The sequence below is a fragment of the Streptomyces sp. NPDC055103 genome (assembly GCF_053607625.1).
Genome location: NZ_JBSGTX010000014.1, coordinates 14347 through 36389 on the forward strand (window position 1 = coordinate 14347; position 22043 = coordinate 36389).

The 22043-nt window shown below is 71.5% G+C and carries 31 protein-coding genes; 27 read left to right on the forward strand and 4 right to left on the reverse strand.

Annotation, left to right across the window (positions count from 1 at the left end):
• Window positions 1-98: 98 nt before the first annotated feature.
• Window positions 99-902, reverse strand: coding sequence for a hypothetical protein (locus ACWFR1_RS11740; protein WP_453549354.1), 804 nt, complete (start codon window positions 900-902; stop codon window positions 99-101).
• 111 nt (window positions 903-1013) lie between these two features.
• A complete protein-coding gene (locus tag ACWFR1_RS11745; RefSeq protein ID WP_453549357.1) occupies window positions 1014-1508 on the reverse strand; it encodes a hypothetical protein in 495 nt (164 codons plus the stop codon).
• Here ACWFR1_RS11745 and ACWFR1_RS11750 point away from each other — a divergent pair.
• Window positions 1462-1821: a hypothetical protein gene (locus ACWFR1_RS11750; protein WP_453549360.1), complete on the forward strand. Its 360-nt coding sequence runs from the start codon at window positions 1462-1464 to the stop codon at window positions 1819-1821. The two genes, ACWFR1_RS11745 and ACWFR1_RS11750, sit on opposite strands and share 47 nt — an antisense overlap.
• 87 nt (window positions 1822-1908) lie before the next feature.
• Here ACWFR1_RS11750 and ACWFR1_RS11755 read toward each other — a convergent pair whose 3' ends face one another.
• Window positions 1909-2220, reverse strand: a complete 312-nt coding sequence (locus ACWFR1_RS11755; RefSeq protein ID WP_453549362.1) for a hypothetical protein — start codon at window positions 2218-2220, stop codon at window positions 1909-1911.
• Between the two features lie 189 nt (window positions 2221-2409).
• Here ACWFR1_RS11755 and ACWFR1_RS11760 point away from each other — a divergent pair, with 189 nt between their 5' ends.
• The 12 genes from ACWFR1_RS11760 to ACWFR1_RS11815 all read left to right on the forward strand — a co-directional run bounded on the left by ACWFR1_RS11760 (window position 2410) and on the right by ACWFR1_RS11815 (window position 10362).
• Window positions 2410-2829, forward strand: coding sequence for a hypothetical protein (locus ACWFR1_RS11760; RefSeq protein ID WP_453549364.1), 420 nt, complete (start codon window positions 2410-2412; stop codon window positions 2827-2829).
• Window positions 2829-2966, forward strand: a complete 138-nt coding sequence (locus ACWFR1_RS11765) for a hypothetical protein (protein WP_453549367.1) — start codon at window positions 2829-2831, stop codon at window positions 2964-2966. The genes ACWFR1_RS11760 and ACWFR1_RS11765 overlap by 1 nt, the downstream gene beginning before the upstream one ends.
• Before the next feature lie 115 nt (window positions 2967-3081).
• Window positions 3082-3321, forward strand: a complete 240-nt coding sequence (locus ACWFR1_RS11770; RefSeq protein WP_453549370.1) for a hypothetical protein — start codon at window positions 3082-3084, stop codon at window positions 3319-3321.
• 78 nt (window positions 3322-3399) lie between these two features.
• Window positions 3400-4527 (forward strand): hypothetical protein, encoded by a 1128-nt coding sequence (locus ACWFR1_RS11775; RefSeq protein WP_453549372.1) that lies wholly within the window; start codon window positions 3400-3402, stop codon window positions 4525-4527.
• Entirely contained in the window at window positions 4524-5183 is a 660-nt protein-coding gene (locus ACWFR1_RS11780; protein ID WP_453549374.1) for a nuclease-related domain-containing protein, read from the forward strand. The genes ACWFR1_RS11775 and ACWFR1_RS11780 overlap by 4 nt, the downstream gene beginning before the upstream one ends.
• A gap of 5 nt (window positions 5184-5188) precedes the next feature.
• Window positions 5189-6199, forward strand: coding sequence for a hypothetical protein (locus tag ACWFR1_RS11785; RefSeq protein WP_453549377.1), 1011 nt, complete (start codon window positions 5189-5191; stop codon window positions 6197-6199).
• Between the two features lie 27 nt (window positions 6200-6226).
• Window positions 6227-6634, forward strand: a complete 408-nt coding sequence (locus ACWFR1_RS11790; RefSeq protein WP_453549379.1) for a hypothetical protein — start codon at window positions 6227-6229, stop codon at window positions 6632-6634.
• Entirely contained in the window at window positions 6634-7971 is a 1338-nt protein-coding gene (locus tag ACWFR1_RS11795) for a hypothetical protein (RefSeq protein WP_453549381.1), read from the forward strand. Before ACWFR1_RS11790 ends, ACWFR1_RS11795 begins: the two co-directional genes overlap by 1 nt.
• Before the next feature lie 87 nt (window positions 7972-8058).
• A complete protein-coding gene (locus ACWFR1_RS11800; protein ID WP_453549384.1) occupies window positions 8059-8235 on the forward strand; it encodes a hypothetical protein in 177 nt (58 codons plus the stop codon).
• Between the two features lie 390 nt (window positions 8236-8625).
• Window positions 8626-9237, forward strand: a complete 612-nt coding sequence (locus ACWFR1_RS11805; protein WP_453549387.1) for a hypothetical protein — start codon at window positions 8626-8628, stop codon at window positions 9235-9237.
• 65 nt (window positions 9238-9302) lie between these two features.
• Window positions 9303-9806 carry a hypothetical protein gene (locus ACWFR1_RS11810; protein WP_453549388.1) on the forward strand — a complete coding sequence of 168 codons (504 nt, stop codon included), beginning with the start codon at window positions 9303-9305 and terminating at the stop codon, window positions 9804-9806.
• Window positions 9807-9837: 31 nt separating this feature from the next.
• The gene (locus tag ACWFR1_RS11815; protein ID WP_453549390.1) at window positions 9838-10362 is read left to right on the forward strand and encodes a hypothetical protein; all 525 of its coding nucleotides are present in this window, start codon (window positions 9838-9840) and stop codon (window positions 10360-10362) included.
• Between the two features lie 122 nt (window positions 10363-10484).
• On the opposite strand, the gene ACWFR1_RS11820 is transcribed toward ACWFR1_RS11815, so the two are convergent.
• Window positions 10485-11096 (reverse strand): hypothetical protein, encoded by a 612-nt coding sequence (locus ACWFR1_RS11820; protein WP_453549392.1) that lies wholly within the window; start codon window positions 11094-11096, stop codon window positions 10485-10487.
• A 198-nt stretch (window positions 11097-11294) separates the two neighbouring features.
• Here ACWFR1_RS11820 and ACWFR1_RS11825 point away from each other — a divergent pair, with 198 nt between their 5' ends.
• The 14 genes from ACWFR1_RS11825 to ACWFR1_RS11890 all read left to right on the forward strand — a co-directional run bounded on the left by ACWFR1_RS11825 (window position 11295) and on the right by ACWFR1_RS11890 (window position 21999).
• Window positions 11295-12062, forward strand: a complete 768-nt coding sequence (locus tag ACWFR1_RS11825) for a PP2C family protein-serine/threonine phosphatase (RefSeq protein ID WP_453549395.1) — start codon at window positions 11295-11297, stop codon at window positions 12060-12062.
• Between the two features lie 152 nt (window positions 12063-12214).
• Window positions 12215-12571, forward strand: a complete 357-nt coding sequence (locus ACWFR1_RS11830; protein WP_453549397.1) for a hypothetical protein — start codon at window positions 12215-12217, stop codon at window positions 12569-12571.
• A gap of 136 nt (window positions 12572-12707) precedes the next feature.
• Window positions 12708-13616 (forward strand): hypothetical protein, encoded by a 909-nt coding sequence (locus ACWFR1_RS11835; protein ID WP_453549399.1) that lies wholly within the window; start codon window positions 12708-12710, stop codon window positions 13614-13616.
• Between the two features lie 37 nt (window positions 13617-13653).
• Window positions 13654-13932: a hypothetical protein gene (locus ACWFR1_RS11840; protein ID WP_453549401.1), complete on the forward strand. Its 279-nt coding sequence runs from the start codon at window positions 13654-13656 to the stop codon at window positions 13930-13932.
• A 108-nt stretch (window positions 13933-14040) separates the two neighbouring features.
• Window positions 14041-14637 carry a hypothetical protein gene (locus tag ACWFR1_RS11845; RefSeq protein ID WP_453549404.1) on the forward strand — a complete coding sequence of 199 codons (597 nt, stop codon included), beginning with the start codon at window positions 14041-14043 and terminating at the stop codon, window positions 14635-14637.
• A gap of 84 nt (window positions 14638-14721) precedes the next feature.
• Window positions 14722-15183: a hypothetical protein gene (locus tag ACWFR1_RS11850; protein WP_453549406.1), complete on the forward strand. Its 462-nt coding sequence runs from the start codon at window positions 14722-14724 to the stop codon at window positions 15181-15183.
• 159 nt (window positions 15184-15342) lie between these two features.
• Window positions 15343-15855 carry a hypothetical protein gene (locus ACWFR1_RS11855; protein ID WP_453549408.1) on the forward strand — a complete coding sequence of 171 codons (513 nt, stop codon included), beginning with the start codon at window positions 15343-15345 and terminating at the stop codon, window positions 15853-15855.
• A 136-nt stretch (window positions 15856-15991) separates the two neighbouring features.
• Window positions 15992-16291: a hypothetical protein gene (locus ACWFR1_RS11860; protein ID WP_453549410.1), complete on the forward strand. Its 300-nt coding sequence runs from the start codon at window positions 15992-15994 to the stop codon at window positions 16289-16291.
• Between the two features lie 266 nt (window positions 16292-16557).
• Window positions 16558-19338 carry a DUF3560 domain-containing protein gene (locus ACWFR1_RS11865; RefSeq protein WP_453549412.1) on the forward strand — a complete coding sequence of 927 codons (2781 nt, stop codon included), beginning with the start codon at window positions 16558-16560 and terminating at the stop codon, window positions 19336-19338.
• Window positions 19339-19454: 116 nt separating this feature from the next.
• Window positions 19455-19853, forward strand: coding sequence for a hypothetical protein (locus ACWFR1_RS11870; RefSeq protein WP_453549414.1), 399 nt, complete (start codon window positions 19455-19457; stop codon window positions 19851-19853).
• 61 nt (window positions 19854-19914) lie between these two features.
• Window positions 19915-20226 carry a hypothetical protein gene (locus tag ACWFR1_RS11875; RefSeq protein WP_453549416.1) on the forward strand — a complete coding sequence of 104 codons (312 nt, stop codon included), beginning with the start codon at window positions 19915-19917 and terminating at the stop codon, window positions 20224-20226.
• Window positions 20227-20281: 55 nt separating this feature from the next.
• A complete protein-coding gene (locus ACWFR1_RS11880) occupies window positions 20282-20593 on the forward strand; it encodes a hypothetical protein (RefSeq protein WP_453549418.1) in 312 nt (103 codons plus the stop codon).
• Between the two features lie 25 nt (window positions 20594-20618).
• On the forward strand, window positions 20619-21644 hold the full coding sequence (locus ACWFR1_RS11885; RefSeq protein ID WP_453549420.1) for a DUF3560 domain-containing protein: 1026 nt from the start codon (window positions 20619-20621) through the stop codon (window positions 21642-21644).
• A gap of 136 nt (window positions 21645-21780) precedes the next feature.
• Window positions 21781-21999, forward strand: coding sequence for a hypothetical protein (locus tag ACWFR1_RS11890; protein WP_453549422.1), 219 nt, complete (start codon window positions 21781-21783; stop codon window positions 21997-21999).
• Window positions 22000-22043 lie beyond the last annotated feature (44 nt).

A 22043-nucleotide genomic window follows, 5' to 3' on the forward strand; every position in this document is an offset into this window, starting at 1 on the left:
TTTTGTTTTGGGTGGTGTTTTCGCGGGTTTGTTTGTGGGTGTTTTGGCCCCCCCCCCGGCCCCCCCCCCCCCACCACCCTTCGGCTTCGGCGAGGGTCCTAAGGCAGGGCTGGGAAGTGCTTCAGGAGGAACTGAGCCGCAGCTGTCACCAGCTGCATGCGGATCCTTGCTTCCTGCGCGTCGGACAGCCCTGGGTGCGATCCGTTTAGGTGCGAGATGTCCCAGATGCCTTGGATCAGGGTGCCGCCGTCCTTGCCAGGCAGGGGCTGGCCAAGGACCGCTGGCGGCTGTCGGGCAGGGTCGTAGAGGGACCTGATCGCGAGACCGCCTTGGTTGGCCCGCCCGGAGTCGATGTAGTCGGTGTGGTCCGTGGCCAGACTGACGATCAAGCTCTCCAGGGCAGTCCGGACCTGGCTGTTGGACGATGGGTGATCTTGTTCAGTGAAGTGCTTCAAGGCGAGCTGGTAGTGCCCCAAAGCAACGGTGTAGCCACGGGCCGAGAGTTCGTGTTCAAGCGCCGTCATGTCCTCATGCAACGGAATCTGACTGGGGTCGGAGGGGAGGAGCCGTGCCGAGTAGTGCCAGCCTCCCCTGCCCAAGCCATGAACGACTTCAAGGACGAGCTCGTATCCATCCGCGCGGAGCGACTCTTGAAGGTCCGGGATCAGAAATACCTGCTCGTCGTAGAGGTCATGGGACTCCACGAGGCAGCGGACAAAGTCGAGCAGAGCTTCATGCGCTTCAGCGACATCGTTGACCATCGCTGCTTCGCGTGCCGCCAGGAAGGCGTGGCGCAGAATCTCCTGCCTGTTCGGGGGCTCGGCGCCGTCGAACCAGAGGTCGGCCTCCATGAGGAGATCGCGGATGTCTGACGTCGAGAGGCCCTTCGCGATCTTGATCATTCGCGCGAGGGTCTTAGTGGACAAGGTGTTCACGGAATCCAGTCTGTCGGGTGAGGGCGGGCGTTCGCGCGGGAGTTTCAGAACCGCGTTGCAACCGAGCCCCAGGGAGCTTCACGGTGTCTCCCGCGGTGGGGGCCGGTCTGCTGCATTGAGCTGGGCCATGAGCTCCCGGTTCGCTGCGCGTGCGGCGGCGAGGTCGTCGTCGCGTTCATCGAGCTCGGCCCGCAGGTCGAGGATCTGCTGTTCCAGCTCGCTGACCCGTCGGGTGAGGGTGTCGACCTCGGCCGGGGCGCCGAGGCCGGAGGCTTCCCAGGCGGCTTGCCCGAGGACCTCGGAGAGGCGTCGTTCGAGCCGGGTGATGTGTGCGGTCAGCCGGCCGTTGCGGGCCGTGAGGTTCGCGACGTCGGCCAGCAGCGACCGGCGGCTGGCCTGCGTCCCGGATGCCGTCCCGGGCGGGGGTTCGCCCGCGCGGGCGAGAACGGCCGCGTGGAGATCGCTGTGGCGGTGGACGAAGCTGCGGTGGACCTGGGCCGCGCGGGCGACGGCACCCCACCTGCGGGTGAAGCGACAGTGCGCGACGCCCTCACAAACCGGAGAGAACGTCACCTCCTACACGGCCACCCAGGCGGTCGCCCTGTACGCGGCCGATCGGTACCTCGGCCTCGGCCTCTCCTGGCGGCGCGCAGCGGCCGGCCTCGCCCTGTCCGCCGTCACGCACTACATGGCCGACCGGTGCGCCGGGCGCTGGGCCGACGACACCGACGACGCGCCGCTCCTCGTCCGCGCCGCCCACAAGGCGGGCAAGGGCGGATGGCTCACCGCCGACCCGCGCGCCGGGGCCCTGCTCGACCAAGCGTGGCACAAGGGCTGGATCGGCCTCGCCGCAGCCGTCGCCGCCGGACACCGGACACGCCCCTGATCAGCCCGGACACCGTCCGGACACGGTGTCCGGACACGACGACGGCCCCCTCCCGCACGCTGCGGACAGGGGGCCGTCGCCATGAGGTCACGTCGTCGGCTGCTGGTCACCTTCGCCCTTCGGGCGCTTCGTGACGCCCGCGATGATCTCCCGGACCCGGCCGAAGCTGATCCCGGTCTCGGCAGAGATCGCGCGTAGGGACATGCCGTCGTCCTGCATCTCCTTCATCGCGGCCTGACGTGCGGCCCGCACACGGCTGTGGGCATCTGGCCATTCATCGAGCAGCTGGCTGAGACGTTTGGCCCGCTCTGCGGCCGGCACGTCCGTAGAGCCGAGTGTGTCGATGGAGTCGAGCACCCGCTTCACCTCCTCGTCTAGCTGAGGGTCTTCCTCGCCCACGTTCACCCCTTCGGAACCCGGACGGCCCCGGAGACACGCCCGTGCGGGGTACCCTCCACGCGCAATGTTGTGTAGGGTACCCCGCACAGGGGTGATCGGAACCGCCTCCTGATGCATTACGGCCCCGGTCGGGCATCTCACAACACCGACCGGGGCCAGCCAGACACCTGCGGCTACACAGGAGCTGACGTGCCCAACTCTACTGATCTGAATGCGCCCGACGTGGAAGAGGCGGCGCATCTCGTGCTGCTCGCCGTCGCCGAGCACTTCACCGCGACGAACCCGACCGACGTCCTGGAGAACGCCAACCTCCTGGTCTGCGTCGGCGCCGAGGCGTACTGGCTGGTCGACCGCCGCCAGAACGGCGAGGGACAGGCCCTGTCCAAGGCCGTGGTGGCTCTCCTCCCGGAGCTGCGCAAGGGCGTCACGCGCGGCGAGTACGCCCTGCTGCTCCGCGCGGCTCTTCCCACGGCCGGCCACGACTGGCCGGACGGGCCCAATGACCCCGCCATCCCGCGGATCAAGGGCATCCCCGGCCCGCGTACCGAGCCCACGCCGGACAAGCGGCCGTCCGTCCCCACGCAGCCGACCTCGAAGGCGGGTGCCTGATGGCGAAGGCCCCGAAGTGCTGCGGGCGCACCATGCGCGCCGACGGCCGACAGTTCGTCTGCTCGAAGTGCAAGGGCTGGTCGGACGCCGGTCTCGCGCTCGTCGTCGGCCTCCTCGCCATCCCGGGGGTGCGCTGATGAGCGACACAACCCCCGTCGACCAGGACAAGACCGCGTCCGCCGCCGAGCTCCAGCGCCGCGCTGCTGCTGACCGCTCGGAGCAGGTCGCCAAGGAGAAGGCGAGGGGCCAGCGATGAAGGGTCTGAGCTGGCTCGGCGGCGGTAACGACCGCAAGCTCGCCGCCACCACGTACGGGGGCCGCCCGTCCGCCTCGGCCACGGCGGCGGAGGCCCGGCAGTCCGCCGCCGACAAGAAGGCCGCGAGGCGGCAGACCAAGTCCCGGATCGCGCGAGCGATCGACGTCCGCGACGCCGCCCGCAAGGGCCAGGCGTGGGAGGACGAGGACCGCCGCCGCGAGCGCGAAAGGCGCTGACGGCGGCACACCGGCCGGCCCGCCCCCCTTCCTCCGGGGCGGGTCGGCCATCCCCGTGTCGACAGAGAGGTAAGACCGATGGACCAGGCCACCCAGCAGCAGCCACGCGTCGAAGGCGTGAAGTACCGGAAGGTGCGGCTGTACCGGGAGGAGACCACCGTCATCGACGGCGTCCCCTCTACCCGCCGAGTCGGCTACGACGGCTGGAAGCCGGTCCCGCCGCGCGAGTGGGACGAGCTGATCCTGCGCGGCGTCACCGGGATCGCGGTCGGCTTCATGGGCATGGCCGTGGTCTCGGGCACCGCCAGCATCGGCGGCCTCCTCGACCCGCTCGTCCCCTCCGTCATCGCCTACGCCGCAGGATCCGTGTTCGCGATCTCGTGGCTCTACTGCGTGGCCATCGAGTGGCTGAACCGGACCGCGCCCGAGCGGGCACGCCCGGCGAAGATCGCCGGATGGTTCTTCCTGGTGCTCAGCATGTGCGCCGTCGCCGCGTACGGCCACACTCTCAGCCAGCCGTGGGCGGGCGGCTTCGGCGCCTGCATCGACCTGGTCGCCAAGGGCGCGTCCTGGCTGCTGCTGCGTGAGTACGCCGTCCCGCTCGACGCGGGCGTCGCGCACTGGGTGAACGAGCAGGAGCAGAAGCTGGCCGGGCGGGCGCTCCTCGCCGGCCGGGTCCGTCGGCTCAACCGGCGGGCCGCGTACCAGCGGGCCGTCGGCGGCACCGAGTTCCAGGCGGCGGACGCGATGCTGACCCACGCCGAGACCCGGCGCAGCCTCCCCGAGGCCGCCACCGAGCCCGTCGCGGAGCCTGCCCCCGCCCCGGCGCCGCAGCCGGTCCCCGCCCCGCAGGCCGCCCCGGCCCCGGCCGCTCCGCCGGTTCCCCCGGTCGTCCCCCCGGCCTCCGCCCCCGTCATCCCTCCTACTGACTCCGGCAGTTCAGTCCCTCCGGTCCCTCCGGCGGACGAGCGCGACGACCGGGACGACGAGCAGCAGACCGCGGTCCCGCCGGTCGCGGAAATCACCCGCCCGGCGATCGCCGCGATCTGCCGTCAGGAGATCGGCAAGGACGTGGAGGTCACCGACGCGGCCCTCGTCGCGGCGGTCCTCGCGGCCGGCCACCCCGACAAGCCGAACCTCGCCGACACCGTGCGCCGCAGCGCGCAGCGCGTCGACCCGACCCGAAAGACCCGGAAAGTCTCGTGACCATCGTGCTCGTCCTCGTCGTGGCCGCTGCCGTCGCCTGGTACCTCCAGGACCGGCAGCGGCCCGGCGCGGGCTCCTCGGCCGTCGCTCAGGCCCGCCGCCTCCGCAGTCCACTGGTCCGCCTCGCCGACCTTGTCGGCATCCAGACCGCACGCGGTCGCCAGGCGCAGCAGTGGGCCGCAGGGGCAGCGGGGGAGAAGGCCACCGCCGCCCGCCTCAAGGCCCTCGCCCGCCAGGGCTGGACCGTCCTCCACGACCGCGCGCTCCTCACCGGCCGCGCGAACGTAGACCACCTCCTGATCAGCCCCGGCGGCGTCGTGTTCGTCCTCGACAGCAAGCTCTGGTCCTCCCGTTACCGGCTGCGGATCGTCGGCGGTCGCCTCCTCCACGGCAACCGCGACGTCACCAGCCGGCTCAACGGCATCCGCCACGAGGCCCGCGCGGTCTCGCAGGCCCTCGGCTGCCCCGTCATCCCGATCGTCTCGATGGAAGGCGCCCCGCTCGACGGCGACCAGCTGGTGCTCGACGGCATCCGCATCGTCCCCGCCGACCACACCGTGGCCGTCCTCCGCTCCATCGCCCGCCGCCGCCGCGCGGCAGGGGAGCACCCCGGCCAGCGCGCCGCCGCTCTCTTCAAGCCGTACCGAAGGAAGTGACCGCCGTGGACCGCACCCAGACCGACGACCAGCCCGAGGACGAGGCCCCGGTCGAGGCCTCGTTCCGTGTCCGCGACGTGTTCGCCTTCCGCCGCCCCAAGTCCGACGACCAGGCCGACGCCGAGGAGCCGCAGGAGCCGGAGAAGGCCCCCGAGCCCGCCCCGGCCGCCGTGATCCCCGAGCAGCCCAAGACCCTCGGCATCGGCGACCGCGCCCCGAACTGGTGGGACCCCAAGCCCGTCATCGCCGCCGCGTGCACGCACCCGAACCCGCGCACCTTCCGGATGGAGGGGCAGGCCGAGCCGATCCCCTACCACTGCCCGGACTGCGACACGGAGCTTGCCCCCGACGGCCAGGAGAACAGGCCCAGGGACAACGCGCAGCGGGTCGACAGCACCCCTCGCCACGTCCCCGCGTCGCAGTGCGAGCACCCGGCCCCGCACGAGGTCCGCAACAAGGTCACCGGCCAACTCGTCGCCTACTGGTGCGCCGACTGCGAGACGCAGCTCGACGTCCCGGACGACTACGACGAACTGACCGACGTCACCGACACGGACGGCAAGGAAGGCGACGGGGGAGAGAGCGACGAGGACGGGAAGCCCGTTGACAAGGTCCCGGCCTCCATCCGCCACCGCTGGTCCATGCGCGGCAACGGCAAGAAGACGTACTCCCGGCCGGTGTACGGCAAGACCTCGGACGAGCGAAAGAAGTCCGGGATCGAAGCGTGGACGGGGATGCCGAAGAAGACCCGGCACCTGCTCTACAACGGGGCCGCGCTCGGCGCGGGCTTCTGGATCGGCGTCCCGCAGTTCTTCACCGCCGAGGTCGCCCACCTGGTCGACACCTACGGCTCGTGGACCGACTTCTACGTGTGCATCTGGTACGGCGTCGCGGCCGGGATCTGGGCCATCGACTACCGCACCCGGAACTGGTTCCCGCCCTTCGCGCTGGCCGCCCGCATCCCGCTCGTCTCGATGATCGTCGGCGTGCTGCTGTACGGCAATCCGGCCGCCTGACCACTCCTCACTCTGAACGGAAGAAGCATGAGCACCAGCCTGATTCCCGCCTTCGGCGCCGCCGGCCTCGCCCTCGGCCTGACCGGCATCCTCTTCTTCGGCACGGCCACCGGCGGCAAGGTCAAGCCGCTTGGCTGGTGGTGGACCCTCTTCCTGGCCATGGTCGCCGGTGCCTCGTACAAGGCCGCTGGAACGCCCTTCGACCTCGTATCCAGCCTCGTCAACGACGGGCTCGGCCTGTTCGGTGACGTCGTCCCCGGCACCACCATGGCGGGCATCGCCCTGTTCCTCACCGGCGTGATCCTCTACAAGAAGCTGTCGACCCGGCAGGTGGCCGTGAGAGGCATCGTCTACTGGTACGTCGCGTCCGGCGCGGGCGGAGGGTTCTCCCTCCTCGCCGAGAAGATCGACACGGTCATGCAGAGCTTCGCCTGATGGCCGCCCACCTGCACGCCGTGCCCGACCCCGAGCCCGACGAGGCTTCGGGGCCGGGGGAGTGGCCTGTCCTGGTCCCGGCCCCGGTCGCCATCGGCCCCCGCCGGGCGCCCGAGCCAGTCATCGACCAGCCGGATGCCCCCGACCAGCCCGACGCCCCGGACGCCCCGGACGAGGACGACGCGGACGAGCGGGACGAAGAGGAGGCGCCAGCGCCCCGTGGCTACATGACCGTCCCGGACCTCCGCCCGTACGTCGACCCGCGCCCGCTCCGTGAGCTGGGCCCCCTCGCCGTGGAGGCCGGGAAGACCGCTGGCCCGCCGCTTCTCCGAGGCATCGCCCGGTTCCTGCGCGACCTCGTCCAGATGACCGCCTGGTACGGCCGGGGAATCTGGGTGCTCCTGGTCCTCCTCGCCGGATGGCTGTCCGGGAAGTACGGCAAGCGAGGCAGCCTCGGGGCCCGGTTCGCTGGCGTCGCGGCCCTCATCTACGCCGCCGTGAAGCTGTCGCAGCAGTACCGGTACGCCTGGCTCGTCGTGGTCCTCGCGCTGATCGTCACCGCGGCCCTGGCCGCAGCCGGTCACATCGAGATTCCCGTAAGCAAGCCCGCGAAGAAGAACGACGACAAGAAGAAGACGACGGAGGAGGGCGGCTCGGAGAAGGGCGGCAGCAAGAAGAAGGCCGCCGCCGCGGAGGAGAAGGAAGAAGGCCCAGAGGAGATCCCCGAGGTAGCGAAGGAGGCCGCCCCCGAGGCTCCCCAGAAGAGTCTGCTGGCCCGCCTTCTCGGCCGCCGGGAGACCCCCGCGGAGGTGCCCCCCGCCGACCCCGAAGAGGACGACTCCGAGGCCCCCGCCGAGGACCCGGAAGAGGGGCCGGAAGAGGAGCCGGAAGAGGGGGAAGAAGAGGCCCCGGCGGCCCCCTCCCGCGAGGACCTAGTCCGGGCCCTCCACCACCTCTACCGAGGGGGCAGCGGGGTGCTGAACACGGCCCTCGCTCAGCACCTCCAGCTCCCCCACACCCGGGCCCTGAAAGAGGTGCTGCAGGAGGCCGGCATCACCCCCCGCCCGGGGGTGCGCACACCGGCCGGGAATGGGCCCGGCGTACACCGCGACAACATCCCGTCTCTGCCCTTCTCCCAGAGGACCCCCCAGGGGGCCGGTGTTGCCGCAGGTCAGGAGCCAACGCCAACGCCAACAACACCGGAGGGCGGTCCCGAAGAGGGGTTGGGTGTACAGGGCAACGTCTGGACGGCGGAGGAGGTGGCGCAGGGCTACCGGTGGGTTCAGGACCCCGCCAAGCCGTGCGCCTGGAACATCGATAAGCGCGACGAGCCCTGACGCTCGGTCGCAGACTGAGCGCAATCTGTAGCCGTAGGGGCGGAGCGTCCGTCATGATGGTGATCTGAAACGAGGGAGGGAACGGCGATGAGCCACACCCAGCACACTCCGCACGGGCAGTGCTGCTGCTGCGCTCGAGCAAACGCCGCCCAGGCGGAGGAGCCCGAGCCGTTCCGGTTCTCCGACGTCCCGCCCGGGCAGTGGCTCGTCGGCAGCCTGATGATCCTCGCGATCGTCATCGCGATCACCGTCCGCCACCTGTAGACCCCCGCCCGGCTCCCTCGATGGGGCGGGTATGTGAGAGGCCGTCCACGACGCTCGTGGACGGCCTCTCACGTGTACTCTCCCGCCCTCAATAGCGCGGTGGGAAGGTGTGGCGCCATGGCGGGAACAACAGCGTTCGTCTGGGTCCTTCTGGGTGGATGCGTGGTCGCGGTCGCCGGAGTGATTGTGCGAGCGAAGGTCGAGATCGCCCGCATCCAGGCGAAGGCCGGGGGCCCGAACCGGCGGAGCTGACCGGCGAGGGCCGCTCTCACTGCGGCGGCCTCCGCCCTTCAAATTCTGCCCAAATAAATTTGGATATGGAGCGTAACCCTAGGGCATTTGGGTCAATGATGAAGGTGTAACCACTCACCCACCCGAAGGGCCCAGACAGTGACCGACAACCCCAGCTCCTACGCGGAGACCTCCCCGCTGGCCTCCGCGGCGCTCGCCTTCGGCAACCTCGTCGAAGAGACCGACAGTCGGCGGGCCGCGATCCAGGTGCACCACTTCGAGACCACCCAGGCCGCCCGCGAAGCCACCGACCGCGACGAGCTCGCCGACGGCGACGTGATCGTGGTCGACGCCGAGCAGGTCGTCGGCTTCCTCGTGGTCGTCACTCCGGCCGCTCTCACCGAGGAGCGCGGCACCTTCGCCCACCTGACCAAGTCCGGCCGCGACTACATGGAAGGCGAGTACACGGACAGCGTGGTCGTCGCCGAACGCGAGGCCCGCGCCCGCGGCTTCCTCCTCCGCGACGAGGACGACCAGGACCGCATCCGCTCCATGCGCCAACTCAGGGACGCCTCGGCCACCCGGATCAGCACCAACCCCGACCCGCAGAACGAGGAATGGCAGACGGCCCTGGACCGCCTGACCGTCGCGCAGACCTATCTCAACGAGCACGACCCGGGCGCCAAGGAAGCCCTGGACGCCGCCGCCCGCCGGATCGCCGAGGACCTGAAGCGCATCGACGCCGAGTACGGCATCACCCGCCGCGCCTGACGCCCACCCACCCCCGGGGGCGGGCCGACCGGCCCGCCCCTCTCCCGGCACACATGAGGAGCACCATGTACGAGGTCACCATCGAGCACCTCGCCATCGAGGAGCAGAGCTACCTCTGCGCGACCGTCGGCGAGCTGCGAGACGTCGTCTGGGGCATCGCCCGCGCCCAGGGCGAGCCGATCGCCGACAAGGACAGCGGCGAGATGATCCACGAGGTCGGCGCCCTCCGCTCGCGCGCCGACATCGACGGCGTCGGCACCCTCACGGTCCTCGGGATCACGGTGCGGGTCGAGCCCGCCGACGAGTCCGCGTACGCCTGCGAGGGCCACGAGGGAGAAGACGCCGTCCTGCTCGGCGGCCCGACCCACTGCGACGGCCGGTGCAGGCCTCGCCGGAAGTTCAACCGCGAAGCCCTGGTCGATCTGACGATCGCGCTGGACGACGCCGACCTGGACGAGACCGGCGGCTGCGGCGCCTGCGGCCTGGAGGCCGAGCAGATGTGCGCGGACTGCGGGCGCTGCAACTGCTCGCGGCACGACTCGTGCAAGCGGCCGACGGCCGCCAACTAGCTACCCCACCACCACCCCAGCAAGGATCGGCATGAACAAGAACCCCACGTCCGACACCATGGCGACCGCCTTCCGGGCGGCGCGCGACAGCGTCCGGACGGCCGCGAAGGCCGCCGCGCACGTCGCGTGCCTCTACCTGATCGAGTCCAACGGCGGCCGAGGCAGCATCCACGAGACGTGGAAGGGCGAGGGCCCCGACTCCTGGTGCAAGATGGCGGCCCCCGGCATCGACGCGCACATCCTGACCGAGTCGTTCGGCGACCGGGCCCGCGTCGTCTTCCTCTGCCTGGACGACGCCGCGTACGAGCGGATCCGGGCCGGGGCCGAGGACCGGAACGCCTGCTACCACGACGAGAACTGTGAGTGCGACGACGCCCCGTGGCCGGCCCTCGCTGAACTGGCCGTGCCCGGCACGAGCGAGGTCGGGTTCCGCAACGGCGAGCTGCGCGGGCATGTCACCCGAGGGGCGTCGTCCTCGACGCTCGACCTCACGCTGGACGACGAGCCGGTGGGCGAGGTCGCCGTCTTGATCCGGCTGGCCCGCGGGGACCGCTGAGGCCACCCAACCGGATACGAAAACGTCGGCCCGATCCTGGCCGACCTCCGCAGGCTCGGCGACCACTAGCCCCCGGAGCACCCGACGCCCCGCTCTCCATCGGAGGGCGGGGCGTCGTGCTGTCACCGGCGGGCGATACCGGGGTCGGCCCCCGGCTGCTGCACGTACCAGTCGTACGGCACCGTGACCGCCTTCGGGACGCCGTTCTCCTCGATGAGTTTGTGGTCCGAACCGCGCTTCCGGCGGCGCGGCACGTCGTGCGCGCGGGCGATGACCCGCACCTGCTCCTGGCTCCACGGCAGATGCTCGGCGATCTCCGCGTTGGTCAGGGACGGGTGGGCTTTCAGCTCGTCGGCGATGCACTTCTCCAGCGTGGCGCGAGTCTTCTTCACGTCGTCGCCAGCCATGTTCCAGGCGGCGAGGAGATCGCGGAGCCGTTCGCTCGGCTTGTAGGCCGTCGGCTCGCCCTCGGTCTGGCGGTGGCGCTCGCGCGGCGGGACGTCCCGGTCGGCCATGAGCAGCCGCAGCATCTCCGCCGTCCACGGCAGGTGCTGGGCGAGGACGTTGAGGGTCAGCTGCCGGTCGTCCCTCAGCTCCTGCGCGATGCCCTCCTCCAGGGCCTCGCGGGCCTTCGGCTCCGTCTCGTCCTCGGCCTTCTTCCAGGCGGCGAGGGAGGCGCGGAGCTGGTCACTGGGCTGGTAGCCGCCGGCGGGCGGGCTGTCGGTGGTGGCCATGCCGAAAGTCTGGCACAAGGCCGCCAGGATAAACGTGGGCGCCAGACCCAAGGAATGGAAAAACCCTGCCTGACCTGGCTTTTTCTCGCCCAAACGAGTCTGGATAAATGTGGGACGGGGAGGACTGAGGACGACACACCAACCACCACCGATCCCGAACAGCTCACCACCCCACCCACCGACAGAACGGAGCGCCCCGTGCGCAACTACGCCACCGCGCAGGCCCTCGGCTCCCGCACCACCCAGTGCGACGCCACCGCCATCCACACCGCGCCCGACGGCTCCCGGGCCTACGTCCTGCTCGACGGCATCGGCGACTACCCGACGGTCGGCGCCTGGACCCGGACGGCCGCCCGGCGCGTGGCCCGCGCCGCCTCGCGCCGGGGTAACGCCCCGGCCGGACTGCGCCACATCCACCAGGGCTACGCGGCCGACCCCGACCGTCAGGACCCGTACATGCGGCGGTACATGCCCTCGGCCGCCGCGGTCGTGGTCGTCACCTCCCCCGGCCGGTCGATGACGGTCGCCTGGTGCGGCGACTCCCGGGCGTACCTGCTGGACCGGGGCATCGCCCGCCGGCTCACCGCCGACCACAACGACCGCCGGGTTCACCCGCCGACCGCGATGTACCCGGAGGGCGGGGACCGGAACGCGATCACCTCCTACCTCGGCTGCGTCTACGGCGACGAGGACCTGATGGCCCGGTGCGGCCACCCGGCGATCGAGACCGCCACGGTCAGCCTCGACGGGCCCTGTCGGCTGGTGCTGGCCTCGGACGGCGCGTACGAGCCGCACCTGGACGCCCGGCACGACCTCTACGTGGAGCTGGCCGACGAGCCGCTGGACGAGATCGCCCGCGACTTCGTCAGCCTGGCCGTGGCGACCTCGCTGCGGACCACGGCGGCGCTGGACCCGGCCCGCCCCTACGCGGACAACGCGACCGTCCTCCTCGCCGACCTGGCCTGAGCGCTCCTCCGGCGCCCGGAAGGGCCGCCGGACGCCGGGGACCGCTTGACCAATCTTTGACCAAACTAACTTGGATAACAGAGTTACCCCAGGAGAATTTGGTCAATGAGGAAGGTGTAACCCACTCCACCACCACCCCCCAGGGAGTCGTCATGGCCACCACCACGGAGACCGAGACCCGGTGCACGAAGTGCGGTCGGCGACTCCGCAACGAGAGCCCTGACGGGCTGGGCCCGAAGTGCAGGCGGAAGGTCCGCAAGGCCACCCGCTCCACCGAGCTGGACCAGTACAAGCCCAACCTCGTGGAGAAGGCGGCCGAGCTGCTGGAGCAGGGCGGCATGGTCCCCCTCCGCGACACCGGCAAGAACGCCGTCTACCTCGCGGTCAGCAGCGACGGCCTGGAGATCTACCGGACGGCACGGGCGGCCTGCACCTGCCCGGCCGGCCTGCGGGCCGCCTACATGTGCGCCCACCGGATCGCCGCCCACGTCCTGGCCCTGGCCAGCTGAAAGGACCGCCCCATGGCCACCCGCCTCACCCGCTGCGACGACTGCGGCGACCAGATCGAGATCGACGACGACGGCTTCCGCACCCTCTGCGGATGCGACGTCGCCGAGTAACCCACCCCACCACCAGGAGGACCGCATGACCAGCAACACCGAGAACATCGCCCGCCGCCTCGACCTGCTCGCCGGCATCGTCCAGGACCGCGCCCACCACCCGCAGCCGTACCTGATCGACCAGCTGGTCGGCCTCCTCAAGAGCGCGGCGGCCACCGCAGCGGTCGCCCCCCTGGAGGATGGCCGGACCGTCCCCGCCGTCACCCTGGACACCATCCAGGAAGCCTCGGATCTCATGGAGGCCCACGACTTCCACATCCCGGCCTCGATCCTCGGCTACGTCCTGGCGCCACCCGTGGGCGACGTCCCGCCGATGAAGGCGCTGGGCGCGGTCGCCGAGAAGCTGGCCCGCGACGACTTCGAGTTGCAGAAGCGCCGGAACACCGTGCTCCACGGCGACCGGCTGAACTCGGACGATGACGAGACGGTGGCCTGGGCGCTCCGGGCGCTGGTGGCCATCCTCTACAAGCGCGACCGCCTGGCCGCCGCGGTCGCCGTCGACAACGCCCGGCCCTGCAACCAGGGCCTGACCCCGTTCCACCTGGTCGCACTCCAGCAGCAGGCCAAGAAGGCGGCCGCCAAGGCCGGACCGACCGACGGCGAGAAGCTGATCGCCGCGCTCGGCGCGTACTACATCCCGGCCTTCTTCGCGGAGGACGGCGGCGCCTCCTACGTGCTGGTGGGCGTCGACCAGACCGCCGACGCGGGCGAGGCCCACACCGGCCCGAAGGTGTTCCTGCACTCCGGCGAGAACGCCGACCGCACCCCGGCCGAGCGCGACGAGCCGTGGACGGCCGCCCTGTACGACGGCGAGTACGTGAACCAGCTGTTCACCGCGCAGGCCGGCCTGACCATCGAGGCCGAGTGCGCGCACGCGGCCCTGTGCCTGGCGTCCTGGCTCGCGGACCACGCCGACCGCTACCCCCGCGTCTGACCTCCCCTCCACCCACCGCTTCAAAGGAGAACCCGCCATGTCCGGCCACGCCATCACCTGCCAGCACCCGGTGCCCGCCTACTTCGCGATGCCCTGTGTGCGCTGCCTGCTGAACGGCAGGCGCTCCCAGGCGACCGTCTTGATCAGCGCGGCCAGCGGCCACGGGCTCGCGGCCTGCACGGAGCACCGCGAGAAGACGGCCGCGGTCGTCCCCCAGATCCAGGTCGACGACGACAACGCGCTCCGGGTGCTGTTCGGGATGCGGGAGCTGCCCGAGTCGGTCGGGGCCGGCCGCGCCCGACCGGCCACCCCTTGACGCTTCTTTGGCCAAATCATCTTGGTTTACGAGGGTAAACCAAAAAGACTTGGTCAATGAATGAAGTGCGACACACCACCCCACCACCCCACCGAAAGGGCACAGCACATGTTCTTCGAGACGGTCACCCACGCCAGCGGCGAGAGCAGAGGCCACGCCAGCGAGGCCCACGGCCTGCTCCTCCTGCGGCGCGCTCTCAAGCGCGGCCACGCCATCCAGGTCACCCCGGCCGGTGGGGTCAGCATCACCTGGTCGCTCATGGGCAACGGTGGCCGGGCGGTCGTCCGCTCGATCACCCTCGCCCCCCACACCCCGGTCGGCGCCCTCACCGACGACACCGTGCGGGACCTCGGCGCCATCGACAGCACCGGCACCGCCCGGTACGAGCTGCGCGACGGCCGCCGCATCATCACCGCGGGCCTCTTCGAGATCCCGGCACTGACGACCGCCCGCTACCGGGCCCGCAGCCTCGTCACCGCCGACCGCGCCGACCGCGTGCGCCTCACCCTGACCGCCCGCCTCGGCCTCCTCGCACGCGAGCACCAGGACACGGACACGGGCCTGTGCGCCTGCGGCCGGCTCACCGTCTGCCCCGCCACCCCCGAGGAAGCCCGCTCCCTCACCCGGCGCCACCGCGAGACGGTCACTGCCGAGTTCGTCGGCGCCGTCTCGGCCGCCTTCGCCGCGGCGGTCGCCGCGTCCTGACCCACCCCGCCGGACGTCCGGACGTGTCCGCCTAGACCTCGGACACGTCCGGACCCCGGCCCGAACGTACAGCAGGAGAACCCGATGAAGGTCACCAGGAGCATCGTGCGCGGGGTCCACGCCACGGCCGCCACCCTCATCCCCGCCGACGACGTCCAGGCCGAGCCCCGCCACCTCCGGGAGGCGGTCAGCAAGGCGATCGACTGTCGGTACGGCGACGAGGCGTTCTCGGACCAGACGAAGATCCGCCGCAAGGCCCTGGACGAGGCGCCCGAGTGGTCGTGCCGGTGGACCCGCAAGGACCTCGTCGGCGAGCTGCACCGCTCGGCCCGTCACGGCCTGGACCTCACCGAGCTCGTCGGCGATCGGTACGCGTCGGCGGCGGCCCGGATCTGGTTCCACGGCTCCTACAGCTCGGCGCGCGTCATGACGGGCCTCCCCCCACACAAGGGGTTGTCCTTCGGCGGACGCCCCTGGCTCTGGCTCTGGCCGGACGACGACAGCCACATCAACCCGACCATCGTCCGGGCCGCATACGCCAGCTGACGCCGGACACGTCCGGACAGCTTGTCCGGACAGTGTCCGCCCAGGTAGAACCCCATCCCCCGCCCGGCCGGACGGCCGGAACAGACAGTGTCCGGACACCGGTCCGGACGTGTCCGGACAGCCCCCGGCGGCACTCACGAGGCAAGGAGCACAACCCCCATGACGGACACCCAGATCACCCCGGAGCGCTACGGCGGCGAGCCCCTGTACGCGGGCCTCGCCCACGACTACAGCCAGCGCGAGCGACCGTTCACGGTCACCGTGGCCGGACCGGAGCGCTACGACGGCGGGCGCCCCACCACCTACGCGGTCGACGCCTGCTCGACCGAGAAGGCGTGGGCGCAGGTCCTCGCCTGGCACATGGCGGCCGAGGAGACGCCCGACTGCTTCGTCCTCGAAGACGGCTCCTTCGAGGGGCTGCCGGGCGGGACGGCCGGCATCGACTGGAGCGACCTCCGACCGGAGCACCGGCGGCAGCGCGCACTGGACGACCTGGCGGACGAGGCCACCGAACTGGTCCGCGCCTTCGACGAGGCCACCCGCGCGCACATGGGCCCCGACGGCGACGTCCAGGCGCAGCACCGCCCGGCGTACGAGCGGGCGGTCTCGCAGGTCCGCTTCGACGGCTGGACGATGGTCCGCTCCCTGTCCGCCCTCGACGGCCGGGGCTGACCCCCGGCGGCCCCTGTCCCCGACGCGGGACGGGGCCCCGAAATCCCTCCAAACTTTCTTGGATATCAGAGTTACCCCAGACGCATTTGGTCAATGAAGAAGGTGTAACAACCACCACAGACCCGGAGGAAACGAGATGGCCCTCACCGATCAGCGCTGGCAGATCCGCTACAGCTACCCGGCCTCCCCCGCCGCCTACTGGGCGAAGGACGGCCTGGAGAAGAACTCGACCTTCCTCAACAACGGCGAGGAGAAGCTGACGCTGGAAGAGGCCGCCGAGATCATCGCCCGCCAGTTCCGCCACGAGGGCCCGCTGACCGACATCACGGTCTGGCAGGAGACCCCCGAGGAGCGCGACGCCCGCCTCGCCCGCAGCCGGCGGGCCGAGGCCGACGAGCGGAACGGCATCTGGTGGGGCATGGGCGGCGCCAACTGACCACCCCACCCCCGGGGGGGGGGGGGGCGGGGGCGGGGGCGGGGCCCCCCCCCCAGGCCCCCCCCCCCCCCCGCGGGGCGCCGGCCCCCCCCCCCCCCCCCCCCCCCCCCCCCCCCCCAAAAACCCCCCCAATGCACCACCCCCCCCACCCCGCCCCTTCCCGAAACCCAGCCGGGGGCTGGCGCGGGTTGATGCCGTGCCGGGGGGGGCCCCCGGGCCCGCCCCCGCGGGGGCGGCCCCGCTCCCACAACCGAAGGAGCAACCCCATGGCAGTCGTCCAGACCGCCCGCACCCCCAGCATCGCCATCGCCCGCGCCCTCCGCCGGGTCGGCCTCACCCAGGGCTGCGGGAAGGACTTCCGGGTAGAGGGCGAGTACCGCAACGGCGAGCGCATCGCCACGTACGTCCTCACTCTCACCCGGCACGCGGACGAGACGGTCGCCGCTCACGCGGACGACATCGAGCGCTGGGCGAGCGAAGACGGCGGCTGGTCGTTCAAGGTGTCCGTCCGCTACATCGACGGCAAGCCGCGGCCGATGACGACGATCAGCAACGGGGCAGGCGAGCGGGTCCGCGAGGAGCCGCCCATCACCCCCGAGCCCCAGCCGGAGCCGGAGCCGGAGGCGCAGCCCGAGGCGGACCCCCAGCCCGAGCCGGAGGCCGAGCCCACGCCGGAACCGGAGCCGACTGCCGGCACGGCGGTCCTTGAGGATCCGGCGGAGCCGGAAGAGGAGGAGCAGCCCCCCGCGCCCCCCAAGGCGTCGGTGACCATCACCCACACGCGGGCGGACGGCACGCTCCTGGACGGCTCCAAGAAGGGCGACGGCGTCTTCGAGCTGGTCCGGCCGTTCGGCTTCCGGTTCTTCCGCTCCCTGGGCATGCTCGGCATCGCCCGCTCCCGCGATCGGGAGGCCGACGCCTGGCGGATCAACCGGGCAGCCGCAGCGCTGCGCGACGCCGGATACGAGGTCACCGTCGAGATTGACGAGAGCCAGCGGCGCAGCTTCACCGACGCCGAGGCCGACCGCGCCGCCTGGGCCCGAGACAGGGCCGGGCGATACAGCGACCGCGCCGACCGCGCCTCGGCCACCTCGGCGGCCCGGCGGAACGCGGCCCGCGGTATCGCCGACTACATCCCGCCGGGTCAGCCGATCCTCGTCGGCCACCACAGCGAACGCGGCCACCGCCGGGCCATCGCCCGCATGGACGGCCACATGCGGAAGTCGATCGACGAGCACAAGAAGGCCGGTTACTGGGCCGACCGGGCGGCGACCGCTGATATCTACGAGGAGTTCCGCAACGACCCCAACCGCACCCGACGGCGGCTGGAGAAGCTGCGGGCGGACCTCCGATGGAACGAGCGCGAGCGCCAGAAGGCGGCCGACACCAGCCGGTACGACCGGCAGATCGAGGACCTGAACGAGGAGATCGCCTACTGGGAGGGCATTGTCGAGAAGGCCAAGGCGGACGGCGTGAAGCTGTGGGAGGCCGACGACTTCGCCCCCGGCGACTTCGCCCGCTACGGCGGCTCCTGGCACCAGGTGAAGCGGGTCAACCCGAAGACGCTGAGCATCGCGTGGAACCTCCGGCTGGCCCCCAAGCAGGTCATGACACTGGAGGACGCCACCGACTGCGGATCGCTCGGCACGTTCACCATCGACTACAGCAAGATTGCCGCCCGCTGCCCCGAAGAGGCGATGCGGGCGTTCCTCGCGGACGGCAAGGTTCCCGGAACGAAGTCGGCGTGGGCGGCCTCCGAGGCGCAGCCAGCGAGCGCGGTCCGCGAGGCCCAGACCGCCAAGCCGAAGGAGAAGCGGCGCAGCGACCCGAAGATCCCCAAGCGGGTCAAGGTCGTCTCGGAGTGGGACGCCACCGAGGCCACGCTGACCTACCTCGACGGCAGGGGGAAGCCGCACAAGCTGTACGAGCCGGTCACGATCAGCTCGCCGGACGGCCAGAAGTTCACCGAGGCCGCCTCGTCCCGGTCGCTCCTCAAGGCGGTGAAACAGCACCTGGAGGAACACGGCTTCCAGTACCAGGGTGACCGGTGGTCAGGTGGCTCCAGGAGCGGCCTCGTCCGGCCCATCGAGCCCATCCCGGCCGAGCCCGCCGAGACGGCCCCGGCCGGCGGGCCGGAAGCGGCTCCGGCACCGGAGCCGGAGGCCCCGGCGGTGGAGGAGCCACCGGCTGACGAGCCGGAGCCCGCCCCGCCGGTGGGCGAGCCGGAGCCCGAGGAGCCCCCGGTGCCCGAGCCCGCTGAGGACCCGGAACCCGAAGACGCCCCGGCCGACGAGCCCGCCCCGCCGGTCGAGACCCCGGAGGAACTGCGGCTCCAGCGCGAGCAGGCGGCGGCCCTCGGCTGGTCCGCCGGTCAGGCCGAACTCGTCATCGCCGCGGCGGCCGGACGGCTCTACCGCCACGCGTTCGGAACGCTCCACTGCCAGGACCAGCCAGGCACCGCGGGCCGAGCCATCTCCAACCACCGACTCGGCGCCCTCGTGAAGGCAGGGTTCCTCACGGTCGGCTCCCCGGACGCGACCAGGCGGCGCCCCATCCTGGTCACCGTCGACGGCCGCCGGGCCGCCATGGTCTGGAAGCGCTGGAAGCCCCAGCCGGTGGAGATGAACCGCGAGCAGGAGTGCGAGCGGCTGCGCCCCCTCCTCCACGGCGAGCAGGCCCGCAGGCTCGCCCGGCAGGCCCAGGAGGAAGACGCGCAGCGCAAGGCCAGGAGCGCGGCGTTCCGGGAGGCCCACCAGCGGCTGATGGCCTGGCAGGACCTGCAAGACCGGCTGTGGAACGCCTGGGCGACGGTCAACGGCATCGCGTACCGGATCCACAAGCGGCCGGCCGGATGGATGCCGACCGAGGAGGAGATCGCCGAGCACCGCCTGGACCCGGAAGTCGTCGCCGAGCTGCGGGCCGACGCGGAGAACCCGGAGCCCAAGCCGGTCCTGCCGGACCTCAAGCAGCGGCCGATGGAGGAGCTGCCCCCGATGGCGGCCGACGACCAGACGCCCGAGCAGCTTGACCTGTTCGCCATCGCCTGACCTGACAGATTGACGACTTCTTGACCAAATTACTTTGGATATCAGAGTTACCGCAGAGGAGTTTGGTCAATGAAGAAGGTGTAACACACACCACCACAACCCCCAGGGAGCCCGACATGGCCACCATCACCACCCCCACCTTCACCACCACCGTCCCGGCCGCCGAGCTGGATGCCGGAACGCTGGTCTGGCTCGACGGCGCTCTCCGGTGGGTCTTCGAGGCCGCGACCGACGGCGAGAACGTCCGGCTCCGGATCGAGGGCTTCACCACCACCTTCACCGCCCCTGCCACCCGGACCTACACCGTCCACACCCCGATCGTCCCGACCTCGATCCGGGCCACGGAGCTGGAGGCCGGGATGCAGATCCGACTCGACGGCATCCGGCGGATCGACGAGGTCACCGTCGACGGCGACGAGGTGCGGTTCCGGGCCGAGGGCTTCACCGGCCACTTCACCGTCCGCGCCGCTTGGGAGTACGCGGCCTACATCGCGCCGACCACCTGCACGGCCTGACCACCCACCACCCCCGGCCCGGCACCCGCCGGGCCGGCCCCCTCATCCCGGATGGAACTCCATGAGCCAGACCACCACCCTCGCCATCCCCGCCGACGTCCTCAGCGAGGCCGTCGGCCGGATCGCCGGATTCGTCGCCCTCTCCCTCCACGAGTCCTTCCCGCACCTGGACCTCGACCAGCTCGCCGAGACCTTCACCCGGCCCCGCGCGGTCGACATGATCAGCGCCCGCTTCCTCGCCGGCCTGGACAACGGCCTGACCGCCGGTCAGGCCGCCGCCGACGCCGGAACGGCCCTCATGCGGGCATGGGCCGAGGCCCGCCTCGCCGCCCGCGCCCAGCTCGACGCCGAGGCCGCGGCCCCCACCGCCTGACCCTCCCCTCAGGGGCCCGGCGACCGCCGGGCCCCCACCCCTCGAAGGGGACACCATGACCGCCAAGACCACCACCAGCCCGAAGCCCACCCCCGCCCAGCGGCTCGCCGGGGACCAGGCGCTCGCCCGCGCGCTCCGCAACGCCATCACCCAGGGAGACGTCGGCGTCGCGCTCTACGAGGACGGCGTCGAGATCAGCGGCTCCGACGACACGGTGCTCCTCTTCCTCAGCCGCCGGTTCGAGTCCCCCGCCGCACTCGCCCGGTTCCTCCGCATCCGCAAGTCCTTCGTCACCGACGAGCGCTCGACCGGCCGGAATGACCGCGCCCGCCGCCTCCCCAACCCGTACACCACCAACGGCCGCTGAGCAGCCGGCACCAGGAGGTACAGCCATGGCAGAGATCACGATCAAACACACGCGGGCCGAGGGCACGCTGATCCAGGGCTCGGAGCCCGGCGACGGCGTCTTGGAGGCGCTGAACCCGTGGGGCTTCCGCTACGCCCGCTCGGTCGGCTTCGTCTACCTGCGCGGGTCCCGGGACCGGACGGCGGACACGCGCCGGATCCAGGGCGCCAAGGCCACCCTGGAGGCCGCCGGACACACGGTGACCCTGGACATTGACGAGACCGCCCGGCGCCCCTTCGGCCAGGCCGAGGCCGAGCGGTACGAGCGGGCCGGAGTCCGCACCGAGCGCTTCGACGCCAGAGCGGACCGGCTGCAGAAGTCCTCTGACGAGAAGTGGAAGCTCGGCCGGCAGCTCGCCGCCAGCTACCAGGGCGAGCCGGTCAAGATCGACCACTACTCGGCCGGACGACACATGCGGGACCTGGAGCGGGCGCACACCCTCGCCGGGCAGTCGGTCGCCGAGCAGCAGGAAGCGAACCGGTACAGGGGCCGCGCGGACAGCGCCGTGTACTACGAGGAGGGCCGCAAGCACCCCGGCGCGACCCAACGCCGCCTGGACCGGCTGAACGCCGACCGGCGGCGGGTCGAGCGGGAGATGGAGCGGGTGGTCCGGACCGCCGAGGGATGCGCGGAGGCGGGCAACCCCCTCGACCCCGAGCTGATCGCGGGTCACCTCGTGAAGCTCGACGCCGACCACGCCGACCTGTGCGACCAGATCGCCCACTGGGACGCTCACCTCCTCGAGGTCCAGGCGGCCGGCGTCAAGATCTGGGGCAAGGACGACTTCACCCCCGGCGACTACGCCCAGCTCGGCGACCGCTGGTACCTGGTCCTCCGGGCCAACGCGAAGTCCCTGACCGTTCCGAAGTCGGTGGACTGGAAGGCCCGGGTCTACAACCGGGACAACCAGTCCGGGACGTCCACGAGCACCCTCCCCTACGACAAGGTCATGGGCCGGATGAGCGGCGAGGACATGGCCGCTCACCTCCGGGTGGACGACGCGGCGGAGTAGCGGGCCAGGGGGCCCGCCACGGCGGGCCCCCTGGCTCTCCTTGACCAAATTCCCTTGGATATCAGAGTTACCACAGAGGTATTTGGTCAATGAAGAAGGTGTAACACACACCACCACAACCCCCCAGGAGTCGGACATGGCCACCATCCCCACCAACCTCATCCCGGCCGGCCAGAACGCCCTCGACGCGGGCGACCTCCCCGCGGGCGTCGCCCAGGCCATCGCCCGACTCAGCGAGATCAACCAGGGCCTGATGGTCGCCCGCTGGACGCGCGGCGGATTCAGCAGCGCCCGCCACGCCGAGCGCTACGCGGACGCCATCCACCGGGACGAGAACAGCGGCCTCACGGCCTGACCCTCCACCACCACAAACGCCCCGCCCACGGCGGGCGGGGCGCC